The 261-nt window shown below is 55.2% G+C and carries 1 protein-coding gene; it reads left to right on the forward strand.

Features of this window, described 5'->3' with window-relative positions; all coding sequences use genetic code 11:
- A partial coding sequence (locus QP437_RS10155; protein WP_285267748.1) for a 4-hydroxythreonine-4-phosphate dehydrogenase PdxA occupies positions 1-261 on the forward strand: 261 nt, incomplete at both ends.

Raw genomic sequence — 261 nt, forward strand, 5'->3', positions numbered from 1 at the left:
GCAGGGGATGAAACTCAACGGGCCGCTGCCTGCCGATACCCTGTTTCAGCCGAAATATCTCGATAACGCCGACGCCGTGCTGGCGATGTACCACGATCAGGGTCTTCCCGTGCTAAAATACCAGGGCTTTGGCCGTGGCGTGAATATTACGCTCGGTTTACCTTTTATTCGTACCTCCGTTGAACACGGTACCGCGCTGGAATTAGCCGGTCAGGGAAAAGCGGACGTCGGCAGTTTTATCACGGCGCTTAATCTCGCCAT

It is taken from the genome of Haemophilus sp. UMB1048 (genome assembly GCF_030218125.1).
Taxonomy (GTDB): domain Bacteria; phylum Pseudomonadota; class Gammaproteobacteria; order Enterobacterales; family Pasteurellaceae; genus Haemophilus_D.